The sequence below is a fragment of the Pedobacter kyungheensis genome (assembly GCF_000812965.1).
Classification (GTDB): Bacteria; Bacteroidota; Bacteroidia; order Sphingobacteriales; family Sphingobacteriaceae; genus Pedobacter; species Pedobacter kyungheensis.
On sequence record NZ_JSYN01000035.1, the window covers coordinates 45,450 to 60,883 of the forward strand.

The window sequence follows — 15,434 nt, forward strand, 5'->3', positions numbered from 1 at the left end:
ACCCTACTGCATGAAAATAACAGAAATTAAATCCTGCTTTGTTGGCCCGGCAGTTTCGCCCGAGCAGTTTATAGCCGAACATTTTTTTATATTTCTCGCTAAAGGCTCCATGAACGGCTACGATGGACATAAACACTATAAGCTTAAAGCCGGCGAATGCTGTATGGTACGCAAGAACCGGCTGGCACGCTACAACAAGCAACGAGATAACAATGAATTTGAAAAGGTAGTCTTCATTTTCGACGAAGTATTTTTAAGGGATTTCTTGAAAAAGCATTCTTTTGCATTTCAAAACTACCAGTCGAAAGATGCTTTTATTAAAATTAAGAAGGACAGATTAATTAATAGTTTTCTGCTTTCGTTAGATCCTTATTACACCGAAACAGGCCAGATGGATAAGGCTTTCGAAGATGCCAAACGCGAAGAACTGCTGCTCATCCTGTTACAACTGCAACCCGAATTATCGGATATTTTGTTTGACTTTGGCATTCCAGGCAAAATAAACCTCGAAGCTTTTATGCAACAACACTATAAGTTTAATGTGGGCTTAGAACGCTTTGCTTTCCTTACCGGACGTAGCTTATCGGCTTTTAAAAGGGATTTCAAAAAAATCTTTAGCCAAACACCAAACCGCTGGTTAACCCAAAGACGGCTGCAGGAAGCCCGTTTTCTGGTTGAAGAGAAAAAGCAAAGGCCAACGGATATTTATCTGGATTTAGGTTTCGAAGATTTATCGCATTTTTCTTTTGCTTTTAAAAAAGCCTTTGGCGTAGCGGCAAGTCATTTGTAGGTCCTGTTATTTATAAAGGATAGGCTACCATTTCAATATGCGGTATTCCATCTTCCATAAATTCATCGCCAGATGCCTCGAAACCCAGTGTGGCATAAAATGCTTTGGCATAAGTTTGGGCACCAATGCGGATGGAAACATTGCCAAAAATTTGCCTGCAGGTTTGCATAGCTGCTTCCATTAAAACCTTGCCTGCTCCTGTACCCCTTACCTGCGCACTGGTAATTACCCTGCCAATAGAGGCTTCTTCGAAAGAAAGTCCTGCCGGAACGATTCGTGCATAGGCTACCAGCTCATTGTCTTTAAAAAGCATTAAATGATGGCAATGCTGGTCTTTATTATCAGCATCCTGATAAAAGCATTTTTGCTCAATCACAAAAACCTCAATCCGCAACCGCATAATCTGATAAAGTTCATCGGGACTTAAATCGCAAAATGCTTTAACAAGGGTATGGTATTTCATGGCTGATTGATTTTTATTTTAGTTTTTTTTAGGAAATTATCTTTTAGCAGGAGCCAATATTAATCAAAAAAATAATTTATTATTAAAGAAAGGGAGAGCAAAACACCAGTTTTGCTGTTTTTTATACCCTGTAGAAAAAATATTTTTATTTTTTTTCACCCCTAAAAAACTCCACTACCTATGTGATCAAACCTCCTTTTAACTCACTGATAATCTTTTAATTTTAAGCTCAAAAACATAAAAAAATAATGCTTTTTCTATGTGTTATTTCGAGGAAAAATGCCCTTCAGCCTGCTATTTGAAGCAAAAAAAGTAAAATTATTTTTGATTGTGATATTTATATTTCTATATTTGCAACCCCAACGGAATACAACACATCAGTATTCAAATTGCGAAAGTAGCTCAGTTGGTAGAGCACGACCTTGCCAAGGTCGGGGTCGCGAGTTCGAATCTCGTCTTTCGCTCCAAATAAATGCCTTCCTAACCGAAGGCATTTATTTTAACATTAACCAAGCCGATGGAGATCGGTAGCGGCTAATGCTCGGGTGGTGGAACTGGTAGACACGCAGGACTTAAAATCCTGTGCTTTCAAAGGCGTGCGGGTTCGATTCCCGCCCCGAGTACAAAACAAAAATCGAACGAAAAGCCTTGATGAAAATCGAGGCTTTTTTGTTTCAGACCCTTTTCGCTCATTAAATAAATTCGCTCCACCAATCCTGTTTACAAATCAGGGAATTAGCTTCAGCGAAACGGAGGTATTTTACTAAATATCAAACCAGGGATTTCAAAAACACTTTTCCAATTAGTGCAGATCGATGCTACTTTTTCCTCAACAGCCTAAACCAAGAATATAATTAGACTGGTTATCATTAACAGGAATTTTTCGGGGATTGATTAACATTTTGGTAATTTGAATTTTAAAACGGAGACGATAATGAGTGTACACATAGGATTGATGATCTGGAAGGAAATGAAAACCAAGGGAATTTCTGTTGCCGTATTGGCCGAAAAAATGGCCATCAGTAAAAATAAGGCACAGGAAATCATCAATAGCTCCAGCCTGGATGTGGCGTTGCTGGCTACCGTAAGCGAAATACTGGGCTATAACTTTTTCAGCTACTATGAAAAGGGAAAGTTATTTTCAGACCACAATCAAAAAGAGATAAAGGCCTCGGCTGAGGAGATTAAAAGATTAAAAAGCCTGTTGAGCGAAAAGAACAAAACCATCGAACTCAAAGATAAAATGATTCAGAACCTGTCGCAAACAGTTTCTATACTCGAAAAAGTACAATACCGCTAATTTAGCAGGTTCCGGCCTTGATTAGCACCAGTAATACCAAGGCTGCGATTAAGGTATTCAAAAAATTCACAATATTGTTGCCTATACTCCCCTTCCGTTCAAGCAAGGCACCCAGCACAGAATCGGTTAAATTGCCAATGGTACCGGCAATTATGATAAAGAAAAAGCTGTTATTCCAGCCAAAACCCAGCGCATAAATTACTGCAATAAAGCTGCTGCCTAACATACCAATTAAAGTTCCTTCCAGACTAATTACGCCATCCAATCCGGATTGCTCAACTTTAAAAGTGATGATATTGAAAAACCTTCGTCCGTAAACCATACCCAATTCTGACGACAGTGTATCTGCTGTAGCAGAAGCAAAAGCGGCGCCCATTGCGGGCAACATGAGGTTGCTGAGCTGTGGAAACAGTATAGCCAGTACAGCTGCAATACCGGCAACACCTGCATTGGCAAATACCTGAAAGGCAGATCGCCCTGTTCTGGTTTCCTCCTTACTGGCAAATGCCTGCTTTTGATGCCGTTTCCACGAAGTGGCCAAAGTGCCCAAAATAAAAAACGTAGTCATCATTGCAAACCCGGTATAACCCGAAGCCAGGAAAATAATGCAGCCCAGGATAGCACCGGTAAAGGAAGCCGGAATGGTTAGCTTTTTTGCAAGTATAGCATAGCTCATGCCCAGGATGATAATAAGCGGAAAAAAGAAATCAGACAAAATATGGTTATAGTATGGCGTGATTAATTCCAAATCTATGCTTTTTCGCCACATTAAATGCGATTAAGATAAAATATCAACATGACCGTATCAATTAGCTGACTGGCTTGACTAAATTATCAGAATGATTACTTTTGTATTTAAGGGGATCATCCAAATGCAGAACAAGACCATTACTTCCGATTTCATCAGACTTGCACCTATACCTGTATGTATTATTGACTCCAATAATCTGAAGCTGGAGGCTGCCAATGAACAATTTCTGGATTTGGTGAATGAAAATCGTGCTGAAATTCAGGGTAAACATTTCGGCAATATCATTGGTCAGGATGTATCTTTGTTTTTCCCGGCTTTTCTCCTTCAGTTAACAGAAGCTCCTGGAATAGCTTCGCTACCGATACAAATTCCGGAGCTGGAAGCAAGCATAGCGCCGTTTTCAGGCTATAGCTATTTTGCCAGCGCGGTCAAAGAGACTTCAGGCGAATCAAAAATCGCAGTTTGGTTAATGGCTAAAACAGCACGTTCAGCAGATCAAATGGATGTAGCGCTTGCCGACAATCTAGCCTTAGGCGATGCCAAAACTATTGTAAAACGTCCAAGCATCGAGTACATACAAATGGCTGAGGAAAATCAGTTCAATACGCCCGGAGATTCAATTTCTTTAAAAGCTTCAACCTATAATCCTGAGCAGGACGAAATGTTAGAGAGCTGGACAGAGCTTGAGCGGAGCCGCGAATGGTTTAAAAATATGGTCCACTCCTCTCCCGTTGCAATGCTGATTACTAAAGGTGAAAATATGGTTTTTGATGTGATCAACGAGCCGATGCTGAATTTGATTGGCAGGGATGCCTCAGTTTTGGGGAAGACCTGGTTTGAGGCGATACCTGAATTGGTTGGGCAACACGTAGTAGACGAACTGTTTTATGCTTACCGCACTGGGCTTACGCATCATGTACCTGCTGTTGGCATTACACTGGTAAAGAACGGTGAATCGATGTTAGGCTATTATGACCTGACCTATACGCCGCTAAAAGAAAACGGACAGGTGGTTGGATTGATGCAAACGGCTACTGAAGTTACCGAATATGTCAAATCTAAAGATAAACTTCAAAAGGCTTACGAACAGATCAGGTTATCAAAAGAGGCTGCAGAACTGGGTACTTTTGATATGGATATGGTTACCGGCCGCCTGGAGTGGGACGACCGCTGCAGGCTATTATTTGGAATCAGCCATTCAGATGAGGTAGAATTTGAGCGCGATTTTTTGCAAAACCTCCACCCGGAAGATTTAGACAGGATAAATTCGGTTTTGGCTTATGTTTTTGACAAGCAGGCCAGCAACGGCATTTATGATATAGAATACAGAACGATTGGATATGAAGATAAACGATTGAGGTGGATACGGGCAAAGGGACAGGTTTATTTTGATGTTCATGATAAGCCTTTGCGCTTTATTGGCTCTGTTTTAGACATCACCGAGCAAAAAGAAGACGAGCAACGCAAGAATGATTTTATCGGCATGGCGAGCCACGAACTTAAAACGCCGCTTACTTCGATAAACGCTTATCTGCAATTGCTGCAGCACCACGCCAACCGCAATCAGGAAAGTACAATGCTTGCTACGATTGAAAAATCATTAAACCAGGTTAAACGCATGACGCGGATGATTGATGGCTTTTTAAATGTTTCCCGCTTGGAATCGGGTAAGATTGCCATTGATAAGCAGGCATTTGAAATAACAGCGTTGCTGAAAGAAGTACGTGAAGAAACCGTAGCTTTAACTACCGGTTATCCGGTTAACCTATCTGTTACCGATGAGGTAATGGTTTATGCAGACCGGAACAAAATAGGCCAGGTACTTCAAAATCTCCTGGGCAATGCTTTTAAATATTCGATGCCCGGAAGTGAGGTTAAAATGAGCTACTTGACTGAAAACGATCACATTACCATTAGTGTAACTGATCAGGGAATTGGAATTAAGCCAGAGCATCAGCAAAAGCTGTTTGAGCGCTATTACCGTGTAGAAAGTAACAGCACTATCTCTGGTTTCGGAATAGGCTTGTACCTGTGTGCTGAAATTATAATACGCCACCAGGGAAAAATATGGGTAGACAGTGAATTCGGGAAAGGCAGTACATTTTCATTCAGGCTCCCGCTTAATTAGGATATACTCATCCAAAATTTATTTCCCTTCCTTGATTTATTGTAAAACGCGGCGACATCCGTCAACCGCGTTTACAGTCATCATTAACTAATTAATTATTTTCTGCTCCTTTAGCCACTTTCCTATTTCTAAAAATACTTCTGGGGCAATATCTTCTTTGATTTCTTTGTACTCCTGAATCTGGCACGTTTTGCAGTGTTGCAACAGGTGGTTAAGCCCAGGTAATTCAATGGTTTTTACATTTTTATTCCCACCTGCGGCCGATAGTTTTTTCCAGTTCGCCAAATTCACAGCCGGATTAACCATAATATCTTTACTGCCATTGATGGCCAGAATCGGCACTTTAATTTTGGCAAGATAAGGTGCAGGATCATACTTTATAAAATAACGGTACCATGGCCCCGTTGCATTATTTACATAACTGTAAATCGGATAACGGAAATGATCGAACTCAACCCCTGCTGATTTGATTAGCGCATCATCTTTTACTTTCCAGGCGGCATATGCCCGGTTCAACATGGTATCTAATGTCGATGAATCAGCATATTTCAGTGCTGTTTTAAACATCAGCTCATTAATTTCATTGTAGCGCTTTTTATCGCGGTCTGGTATGGGGGCTGCAGCGACTATATCTTCATTTTGCAAAATCTGCGCCTGGTACCCATTTGTGGCCAATCCGGATAAACTGATCAAAAATGCGATATCTTTCGATGCTGCCGCAGCAATGGTAATTGCGGCACCACCTTCGCTATGCCCCAATAAGCCGATCTTTTTGAGTTTTAGCTCCTTTCTGGATTTTAAATAAGCCACTGCAGAAAGTGCATCCTTTGCGAAATCGCCAGTGGTGGCAGTTTCATATTTCCCGGTCGTTTTACCTTCTCCCCGATCATCGGTACGCAATACGGTTAAACCTTTATCAACCAGGTACGCTGCAAGCACTTTAAACCATGGGTGGCCCGCCATATTCCCATCCCGATCTTGCTTACCCGTTCCTGAAATTAAAATAACTGCATTACCGCTATTTTTTTCAGCAGCAGGAACAGATAAGGTTCCTCCGAAAGTAATGGCTCCATCTCCGTTTTTAAATGTTACATCGGTGTTTTGGGCGTATAATGCATTTACCGAAAACAGCAAGGTTACTACAAAAATCAACTTTCTCATACTATTCTCCTTTGCGCGCCAGTTCAATCATCATACTTATTTCATCAACCAGTTCTGACGGGCTTCCCATGTAACCTACTTCCGAGAAACGCAACATCCCGTTTTTATCAATAACCATTTTATGCGGAATGGCGCCTACACCATAGCTTTTCGAAAAATTAGCATCTGCATCAAACAATACATTAAAATCAAAATTGTGGTCTTTTAAATATTGACTAACATAAGTTTCGTAGTCTTTCATTTTCTCCTGTGTATCAACAAAGTAGAAAACCACATCTTTATCGTCTTTGTATTTCTGCACTGCCATATTCATCCCCGGAAATGCAGCCTTGCAAGGCGCGCACCATGAAGCCCAGAAATCAAATACAACAACTTTTCCTTTCAAATCATTTAATGAAACCATTTTGCCGTTGCGGTTACTTTTAACATTGAAGTTTGGAACAGTTTTTTTAATCATCGATTGCCTTACCTTGTTTTCCAATGCCGAATCGAGCTTCACATCTTTCAGGGTAGATAGATAGGCCTGATATCCGTTTTCTGATTTGGTACGGTTCACATAACTTTTCTTCAACATATCCAACATTACCGGGCTCATTTGATTTTTGCGCATACTGTTTTCCAGCACCTGTTGTAGCTGATCCGTTTTTCCCAACTTTTCTAATAAAACAGCCTGCAGTTCGTTTAGGGTAGCTTTTTCATATTGGTATTTTTGCTGGGTAGAAGTTGCCAGGCTTAACGCCACTTCATTTTTACCCAAATGCATCAATATATCGGCATAAGTAGGCATGCTATCGAAGTACACATCCATAAAATGCTCAGGTTTTTCATCGCTAAACTGAAAAAAACGATCAACTATCGGACGGGCGTACACATAAGCCTGTTGTGCATCAAACGTTTTTAATGAAACGTAAGGCACTTGCATGCATTTATAAAAAATGGTAGATAAACTGGCAAAAGGTGTTTTAGCCAGGTATTTTTTGTAGGTAACCGTATCCTTTTCTACCGAGGCAATAATCGCTATGGTGCTGTAAATCCTGGAGTAATCAATCCAGTTATTCTGATCAAAAGTTCTGTCGGCTTTTTCGGATGGATAGCGTTCTAAAAAATTAATATTCAGCGCCAGTACCTTTTTATAATCGCGTTCCGACCCCAGGGCTTTAAAGGCAGCCAGTTTATCGGGGTTTGCTTTTTTAATGGCCGCCGAATCGATTCCTGCAATTACTTTCGACATAGAATCTGCTGCCACTTTATTGTTAAGCACCTCTGCATAAATCTTTTTAATATCTCCGAGATCACGCTCCGTAAAGTTTTGAAGATTTTTCAGGTAGGCAATATCTTTTACGGCCTGTGTCTGCGCTTTTTGTGGATCGATTTTATTTAATACTTTGAGCCATGGGTAAGCGATATATCTTCTGGTTGCCGGATGTTGTCTTACCTGCTGTTCCATCCAGTAAACCACCACATCATCGCCAATCATTTCTTTATTATCGGTATAGTCAGGGAAAAATTCAGGTACTGAACCGTTCCTCAAAAAAGCCCATCCGGCGTAGCCACCAGGAATATTTTTCCCATCCTTATCTGATAATATCCAGCCATAAGCATGCCCGATATCAGAGAGCTTGCCACTTTTAAACTTAAAGGCTACGAGGGCTGCATCAGCTGGCAACATGTAATCGGCAGTCCACAGGCTATCTTTTTTAGTCAGCTTGATTTCTTCTTTCTTCCATTTATAGTTGCGAAACTGGTAAACCTCTGCACTCACATTTTTTTTATTATTAAGTACGGTTTTGGCCGGATTGTAAGCTACTTTTACGGTAGTTCCGGGAACAGCTGCACGTGGCGTTAAAGAAAAATTTTCCTGTGCCCGGCTGGTGTAAATTGCAAGTACCGAAATGGCACTTGCAATGATGATACTTTTTTTCATTTATGGTTTTCTGTTATTTTAATTAAGGATTTGCTTCAAGTTCAGGATTTAACTGCCTCAACGATTCGGCTATCGGAAATACATAACGATTGCTGTTTGGTGCTAAAGTATAGGTAGTTCCGTTGAAGGTTCTGGTATAGGTTTTTTGAAAGGCCGGCTCGCTTTTTAAGCGGCGCATATCCCACCAGCGCAGCATTCTGCCAAAAAATTCCCTGCGCCTTTCTTCAATTACTTTTGTTAAGGCATCTGCCGGCGATGTTGCTGTCATTGCTACATAATCTGCTGCCTTAAAGCGTTTTTCGCGTAGCCGGTTTACCCATAACATGGCGTTTGCAGCATCATTGTTGCGGGCATAATATTCAGCCTTAATCAACATCATTTCGGGCACCGATGGACCAACATTTCTGGTTTCGCCAACAAAACGTTCTTTGTAAAAAAACCTGCCGGTGTAGCCGCTTCCAATGGTAGCTCCAGGCACGGTAAACAAATTGTAGCGCTGATCGGCAGTACCCAGTAAGCTTAACAACTCATCGCTTAATTTAAAGGCTGTTGGCGTATAAGCCATTGTACCACCATTGGTAATTTTTGACAGGATTACCTCAGGATCGGCAATACGGCGTGGATAATTGGTTGAGGTAGCTGTATAGGCTGCCAGATCATTTAAGGTATTTCTTAAAGCAAGTGCTAAATCTGCATAGCGGTTTGCCTCAGCATAATTATTCATATACAAATAACAACGGGCCAGTTCGGCATAAGCTGATGCTTTACTGGGCAAGGTATTGTACGCCTGTGTATTGGGCAAAGCTGGTATAGCCGATGTTAAATCATCAATAATCTGGGTATACACTTGTTGCACCGAGGCACGTTTTAAACTCTGACTCACCGTTTGAACGGTAAGTAAAGGCAGGCCCAGATCGGTACCGGCTGTTGATGCATTGAAAGGCTTCGCATAAGCATTTACTAAAGTCAGGTAAGCATCTGCACGGTGCACCTTTGCCTCAGCAATTAGTGCATCCTTATCTTGCTGGGTACCATCGCTTCCCGGCAGTTCATTAATAATGGTATTGCAGTTTAAAATAACAGCGTATGAAGCATTCCAGTTAAGGTCATTTTCATTGGTGCTGCCTGCCACATAAAATACTGGCTGCCAGGTATAGCTAGCCACATAGTAATAGTAAAATGCACTACCAGAGAGCGAGGTCATCTGTGTAGCATCTGTAATGTTGATATCATCAGCAGCAAAGTCGAATAAATTGGGGTTGGTTTCGAAACCAGAAGTATTGTTAAGTAAATAACGATAATTGATGGTTTGGTTAGGCACCAGATTACCTTGTGTTTTGATTTCTACAAATTTCTTGCAACCTGCAAAGATCAATGCAGTTGCAGCTAAAACGATAGCTTTATAATTGATTTTCATGATCTTTGAATTTAGAAGTTTAGGTTAAGCGAAAAATTATACGAAACAGTTGGCGGTAAACCTAGCGTAGTGCTGGATAGGTTCGGCAATACATCAGGATCTAACCCTGCTTTGTTTGCTGTCCAGATCAGGCCTAAATTGCGTACGTTAAAACCAAAAGTTGCTCCTTTTATTTTACTGGTAATTTTTTCTGTCGGAATCCTGTAACTCAATGAAAGTTCTCTTAAACGGATGTAATCTCCTTTTAAAACATTGATATCTGATTGCTGATAACGCAACAAGCTGGTTCCGGCAAAAGTACCGGCCATTCCGGGCACGTTTGTGATTGCTTCATCACCTGCTTTCTGCCATCTACTTGCTACATCTTCGTGCAGGTCATACTTCACCCCTAATCTGGAGCTGGAGTAACTGCTTGCGGTAGGCTTTAAGAATACACTTCCAAACTGGTAGCTGGCAACTGCTATCAGGGTAAAATCTTTGTACCTTACACTCTGAATGAAACTTCCAAAATGGCTGGGTGCACTCCTGCCTGCATATTTCAGTGCGGCTACGTTGGTTACATTTTGGTTAGCAGCCACTTTATTTCCGTTTTCATCGTAAACCAAAGTCATCCCGGTTGCATCTAAACCTGCATTGCGGTAAACAAATATTTTATCGCTTGGATAGCCGGCTAACAGCGAGCCATAAGCCGGGTTGGCATAAAAACTTGATGTAGGAACAAAACGCGTATCCTCTACATTATTGGTATTATAGGCATAATTAAGCCTTGATGTAATATCCCAATCTTTTGTGGTATAAATAATTCCGTTCAGGGCAACATCAACTCCCTTACCGGTCATTCTTGTCGAATTGCGGGTTAATGTAGTTACCCCGTAAGTACCGTTAATCGGAAATTGGTACAGCAGGTCTTTTCCATCTTTATGATAAAAATCTACCGAGCCCGACAACCTGTTTTTCAGGAAACCGAAATCTATGGCGATATTGCTCATGTAAGTTTTCTCCCACCTCAACTCCGGGTTAGCAGGCGAAATAATACTCGCATAAGGCAAGCCTGTAGTCAGATCGGCAGCGCCAACAGAAATCCAGGTAAAAGGGAATAGCTGTGTAGAGATATTGCCATTTACGCCATAGGTTCCGCGCAAACTTAAATTCGAGATCCACGAAACGTTCTTCAGGAAGGTCTCTTTGTAGGCATCCCATTTTGCACCGAATGAATACAGCGGAGTTGCCCTGAAACTGCGGTCTAACCCAAAATTATTATAATCATCATACCTCACGCTACCCGACAATGTATATTTTGATTTGTAGGTATACGCAGCATTACTGTAATAAGATAAAAACCTCCTTTTTTTATCTTGAAGCGTTGGGTAAGATCCACTCAATGAGGTACTGTAACCTGCAATTGTAGGGTATGGAGTGAAAAAATCTACCGGTCTCGATAAACCAGTTCCGGTGTTATAACCGTATAGTGTACCCGTGGTTTGTCCGGCATTGGTTTCCCTGATTTCGCTACCTGCAATGGCCGTTACCTGGTGATCGGTACCAAATGTGCGGTCGTAATTTAATTGCCCTCTTAGCGTATAGTTATTGGCAGTAGTATTCTGGCTATTTAAAATACCTGCGCCTTTAGCCAGTCCAATGCTATTGGTTGCGTTGCCTGTGGTAGGTATTGGTGTATAACCATTCACAAAATCACGATAATAAAAACTTTGCTCATTATAATACCTCCGGGCATTACTAAACCCAAACTCATTTGCATAAAATGCGTTGGCCGTTAGCCCTTTAAATACCGGAACGCTTAAGTTAAGGTTAACACTATAGTTGTTATCCTTTTGCGTGTTATCGGCATTTTCAACTTCATCCAAAGCATTATAACCCCAGTTTAAAAACCCTTTAGGGTATAAAGTATTTACCCAGCCGGCATAATACCTTCTTGAATAAGCAACACGATTTCCATTATCATCAACCAGTTGATCGTAAGGCATAAATGCAGTAGCCGATGGTGCATATAAAGTATTTAAACTAATGCCATTATTTTTATACTTTAAGAAAGTCCCCTTAACATTGGTTGATAATGTTGCTACTTTAAATAATTTGAATGTATTGTTTAATGTAACCGTAAGCCGTTGACCATTGTTTCCAACTGCATAGGGGTTTTCATTGGCATAAGAAGCAGAGTAAAAATAATTTGAATAATTATTGCCACCGCTTACCGAAAAATTGTACACCTGGTTGTTGGCAGGTCTTAACAGATAATCTGCTACCTGACTGCGGTTATCCATTGTTGAATAACGCGCAATGGCGGCATTATAGTCACTTTGCGAAATCGTTCCAGCCCTTAGCTTAAAGGTTAAATCGGTTACGGTAGCTAATGGCTGCCCCATTGGCGTAGTGTTACTTGGCGCAATAATTAAGTTTTTGTTTACCAGTTCCTGCTCAAAAGCAATGGTTTGGGCAGCATTCATGAGTGGTAACTTATTTAAGTCTGGATGATTGGAAACCGCAGCATTTACAGAAAAATTGATAGCTGGTGCCTGATTGTTTTTTCCTCTTTTGGTATTAATTACCATTACACCGTTTCCGGAACGCACACCCCATATTGAAGCGGCCGCAGCATCTTTTAGGAAAGTAATACTTTCTACATCGTCTGGATTAATAGTAGAGATATCGTTTTCAGAAATGGCCCCGTCGATAACGATTAAAGGAAAACTTTCTGCATTTTGTGGACCTGGCAACGAGCTCCTGCCACGTACGGTCATGCCGTAATCGCTGGTACCCCGGGTACGTGTTCCGCCATTTATAGCATTCATGGTATTGCCATACACAAAACTATTATCACCCGAATTAAGAGTTATTTTTACACCGGGCACCATGGTTTCCAAACGGTAAAGTACATTTGGAACCGGTACTTTTTCAAGTTCTTTGGCCGTAATTACTGTTGCCGCTCCGGTAGCCCTTTCTTTCGATATTTTTTGATAACCGGTAGAAACCACATTTACTTCTTCCAGCTGATTAACAGCAGCTTTTAATACCATTCTTAAACTTTTGGTATTGGCGTTAATCTTTTGCGAGAAGGGTTCGTAGCCCAGATAGTAAACACTAAGTTCTGTTGCATCAGGACTCACAAACATGGCGAATTCGCCACTGGAATTGGTTAAAAAAGTTTGATTGGTAGCATTTGTTTTTAAGGTAGCCCCAGGCATGGGGTTACCATTCTCATCTTCTACCTTGCCTGTTATATAGTGCTCATTCGATTTATCGTTTACTTTTGCAGCATTCGGTTCAATAATCACCGATAAGCTGGTTTTCGTATCCCGGGTTACGATGGTATAGTTGCCTTCGCTTACATATAAAAACAGTAAATTATTTGGATACAATACATTTTTAAGTGCTTCTTCCAGGTTTTTAGCTTTTGATGCTCCATTTCTATCTGCTGTTTTGCCCTGAACAATGCGGTGTTCGTAAGCAAATTTGGCATTGTACTTTTTCGCAATCAGGTTAAGTGCATCAGCCAGGGGGATGCTGTTTTGCTGTGCAAAAGCACCCACAGCAATAGAAACGCCCACAAGCATAAGCACAATGCCCCTTTTTAGGGTTTGTGTAAATTGTTTCATTAAATTGTTTAGGTTGGTTAGTTAGTATTGGTTTATTAAACTTAGTTTTTCATCGTCTTTCCAGGTAAATGGTTTTTCCTTCTCGTCTTTCGTTTACGTTTAAAATATTTTTAAGCACAAAGAGCATGCTTTCTCTATTGAGGGTTGAAATAGTACCGTCAATCTTTTTATCGGCCATTGTGGTATCTGGCAAAATCACTTTGTATCCGTAGAGGTTTTCAAATTCGGCAATGATATCTCCGACCCGGGTTTGAGTCATTAATATTTTGTTGCCAATCCATGATGTTTGAGGTACTGTAGTGGTAACATTTACCATAAACCTGCTGTCTGTACCAAGTCTTGCCATTTCTCCGGGCTTCAGTATTCGCGCTTCTCCACTGGCAATGGCTTTAACCCTTACTTTACCTTTAATCAAAGTAACTTCGTTTACATTAGGCCGCGATTTCAGGTTGAAAACCGTTCCCAGAACCTCAACCTTAAGTTTATTGCTTTGCGCTATAAACAGCTCTCCGTTTTTAACAGCTGATGGATTTTGGTTAAAATGTTTCACTTTAAAGAAAGCTTCGCCCGTAAGTAACACCATACGGTTTTTAGTCCACTTAAATGCCCTTGGATAGCTTAACGATGAATTTGCATTCATACGCACTTCAGAACCATCGGGGAGCAACACTAATTTTGATTCGCCGAATGTGGTGTTAATATGTACTGTTGAGTTGAAAAACCAAACGCCAAAAAGGACCAAAAGTAAACTTGCCGCAATACCTGAGCTCCAGATCATGCGACGGATGCGTAAACGGCGTTTGTGTACCAAGCCATCAATAGACTGGTTAATCCGATCTAACAAAGCATCAGCCTGAGTAGCAGAAATAACCCGATCCTTACTGCTTAAAATGATTTGCAGCTGAAGCCTGGCCTGCAAAAATGCGGCTTTGTTATCAGGCTCATCTTTAAGCCAACTTTCCCAAAATTGTACATCCTGTTGATTTGCTTTTTTGACATAACGCAAAAAATCAGCATCAGCTAAAAAATCTTCTGAATTGAAGTTATTGTAGTTTGAGTTTGGCATAGTTGATTCATGGTTTTTAACCATTCAACTATACAAACAGCAGAAGTTAAATAATTACCCCACGGAAAATGATTTTTTTTCAGAAAAAAATAAAATCAATGTTTTAACGATACCAAAAGCGCAATGAGCACTGCTTTTTCAACCTGCAGAATTTCCCTTAATGCTTCCAGTGCTCTGGCGCTCAGCTTATAGGTACCCTTTTTGCTGAGATCCATCATCTCGGCAATCTGATCATAACTGAGTTCTTCGAAATAGCGCAGATAAATAATTTCTTTTTGTCTGGCCGTTAGCTGATTCATTGCTTCAGCAAGCCTTTGGGCCTTTTCAGTTTGTTCTTCTTTTAAAATATATTGAGATTCTACGGTAAAATCCATGGCAAAGCCATCACGTTCCTGTAACTCCTGATGCTCAATTTTACCTTGCTGGTTTCGGTAGTTAATGATGGTATTCCTTAATGAAGAGATGAGGTAATAGCGAACGTTATCGGTATCGCTTAACCGGGCGTGGTTGCTCCATATTTTTAGAAAAAGATCGTGAATGCAATCCTGAACTGCGTTTTCATCATGTAACAAGCGAATCCCGTACCGAAACAAGGCATCTGCATGTAATCGATAAATTTCATTTAAAGCCTGGCGATCGCCCTGCAATAAACGAGACCAAAATTGATTATTACCGGGATTTGCTTTCAATCAATTATAAATTTGCAAGCAATTTAGGAAATTACCGCTTGCAATAACACATTTTCAATAAAAAAAGCATGTTGGTTTAAACCCTACTGATTCTAAAGGCTAATTTTTAACCATATAAGCCATAACAAGCT

11 protein-coding genes and 2 tRNA genes are annotated in these 15,434 nt (G+C 40.7%); 5 read left to right on the forward strand and 8 right to left on the reverse strand.

Annotated elements, in window-relative coordinates:
* The first annotated feature begins 10 nt into the window (after positions 1-10).
* Positions 11-790, forward strand: a complete 780-nt coding sequence (locus OC25_RS23360; RefSeq protein WP_039481599.1) for a helix-turn-helix domain-containing protein — start codon at positions 11-13, stop codon at positions 788-790.
* Positions 791-800: 10 nt separating this feature from the next.
* Here OC25_RS23360 and OC25_RS23365 read toward each other — a convergent pair whose 3' ends face one another.
* Positions 801-1,253 (reverse strand): GNAT family N-acetyltransferase, encoded by a 453-nt coding sequence (locus tag OC25_RS23365; RefSeq protein WP_039481603.1) that lies wholly within the window; start codon positions 1,251-1,253, stop codon positions 801-803.
* 391 nt (positions 1,254-1,644) lie between these two features.
* On the opposite strand from OC25_RS23365, the gene OC25_RS23370 reads away from it, so the two are divergent.
* From OC25_RS23370 to OC25_RS23380, 3 genes are all read left to right on the forward strand, one after another.
* Positions 1,645-1,720 (forward strand) — tRNA-Gly (locus tag OC25_RS23370).
* 72 nt (positions 1,721-1,792) lie between these two features.
* Positions 1,793-1,876 (forward strand) — tRNA-Leu (locus OC25_RS23375).
* Between the two features lie 311 nt (positions 1,877-2,187).
* Positions 2,188-2,553: a hypothetical protein gene (locus OC25_RS23380; RefSeq protein WP_143009577.1), complete on the forward strand. Its 366-nt coding sequence runs from the start codon at positions 2,188-2,190 to the stop codon at positions 2,551-2,553.
* Position 2,554: 1 nt separating this feature from the next.
* Here OC25_RS23380 and OC25_RS23385 read toward each other — a convergent pair whose 3' ends face one another.
* A complete protein-coding gene (locus OC25_RS23385) occupies positions 2,555-3,301 on the reverse strand; it encodes a DUF92 domain-containing protein (protein ID WP_209435626.1) in 747 nt (248 codons plus the stop codon).
* 91 nt (positions 3,302-3,392) lie between these two features.
* On the opposite strand from OC25_RS23385, the gene OC25_RS27100 reads away from it, so the two are divergent.
* On the forward strand, positions 3,393-5,432 hold the full coding sequence (locus OC25_RS27100; protein WP_052266409.1) for a PAS domain-containing sensor histidine kinase: 2,040 nt from the start codon (positions 3,393-3,395) through the stop codon (positions 5,430-5,432).
* 87 nt (positions 5,433-5,519) lie between these two features.
* On the opposite strand, the gene OC25_RS23395 is transcribed toward OC25_RS27100, so the two are convergent.
* The 6 genes from OC25_RS23395 to OC25_RS23420 all read right to left on the reverse strand — a co-directional run bounded on the left by OC25_RS23395 (position 5,520) and on the right by OC25_RS23420 (position 15,303).
* On the reverse strand, positions 5,520-6,593 hold the full coding sequence (locus tag OC25_RS23395) for an alpha/beta hydrolase family protein (protein WP_039481609.1): 1,074 nt from the start codon (positions 6,591-6,593) through the stop codon (positions 5,520-5,522).
* A gap of 1 nt (position 6,594) precedes the next feature.
* Positions 6,595-8,517 carry a TlpA family protein disulfide reductase gene (locus OC25_RS23400; protein WP_039481612.1) on the reverse strand — a complete coding sequence of 641 codons (1,923 nt, stop codon included), beginning with the start codon at positions 8,515-8,517 and terminating at the stop codon, positions 6,595-6,597.
* A 22-nt stretch (positions 8,518-8,539) separates the two neighbouring features.
* A complete protein-coding gene (locus OC25_RS23405) occupies positions 8,540-9,934 on the reverse strand; it encodes a RagB/SusD family nutrient uptake outer membrane protein (protein ID WP_039481615.1) in 1,395 nt (464 codons plus the stop codon).
* 11 nt (positions 9,935-9,945) lie between these two features.
* A complete protein-coding gene (locus tag OC25_RS23410) occupies positions 9,946-13,548 on the reverse strand; it encodes a SusC/RagA family TonB-linked outer membrane protein (protein WP_052266410.1) in 3,603 nt (1,200 codons plus the stop codon).
* 49 nt (positions 13,549-13,597) lie between these two features.
* Positions 13,598-14,614 carry a FecR family protein gene (locus OC25_RS27105; protein WP_167335432.1) on the reverse strand — a complete coding sequence of 339 codons (1,017 nt, stop codon included), beginning with the start codon at positions 14,612-14,614 and terminating at the stop codon, positions 13,598-13,600.
* 95 nt (positions 14,615-14,709) lie between these two features.
* The gene (locus tag OC25_RS23420) at positions 14,710-15,303 is read right to left on the reverse strand and encodes an RNA polymerase sigma factor (protein ID WP_039481618.1); all 594 of its coding nucleotides are present in this window, start codon (positions 15,301-15,303) and stop codon (positions 14,710-14,712) included.
* Positions 15,304-15,434: the final 131 nt, after the last annotated feature.